The sequence below is a fragment of the Neobacillus paridis genome, from assembly GCF_016765675.1.
Taxonomy (GTDB): domain Bacteria; phylum Bacillota; class Bacilli; order Bacillales; family Cytobacillaceae; genus Neobacillus; species Neobacillus paridis.
On sequence record NZ_JAESWB010000202.1, the window covers coordinates 1 to 538 of the forward strand.

1 pseudogene is annotated in these 538 nt (G+C 60.8%); it reads right to left on the reverse strand.

Annotated features, from left to right (window positions below):
• Positions 1–60: 60 nt before the first annotated feature.
• Positions 61–538: pseudogene (locus JK635_RS28525) on the reverse strand (hypothetical protein); the annotation flags it as partial.

Below are 538 nucleotides of genomic sequence, written 5' to 3' on the forward strand. Positions count from 1 at the left end.
GTATAGCCGACGCCCTGCAATTCTCTCCGATAAATAAGTCTGGCGGCGCAACCGAAGCGCTTATTGTCCCGGAATATTTTTCAGCTCCTCCATCCAGACCGTGGCTTCGGAGTCGCTGGGCGCGCGCCAGTCGCCGCGTGGGGACAGCGATCCGCCCGAGCCGACCTTGGGTCCGTTCGGAATGCATGAGCGCTTGAACTGGCTGGTCTTGAAGAAGCGATACAGGAAAATGCCGAGGTTTTTCTTGATATCGGCCAGGCTGTACTGGTTGCGCGCCACATGCGGCCCTTCGGGCCAGCTTCCCGCATCACGGTCGCCCCAGGCCGACAGCGCCAGGAAGGCTACCTTGGTCGGGGTGAGTCCGAAGCGCAGGGTGTAGTAGAGGTTGAAATCCTGAAGCTCGTAGGGGCCGATGACGTTTTCGGTCTTCTGGTCTGGCGCGTCGGCTGACTTGCCGGGCACCAGTTCCGGGCTGATGTCGGTTTCCAGCACCTTGATCAGCACATCGGAACCGGAGGCGCCGATCTGGTGGGTTTCC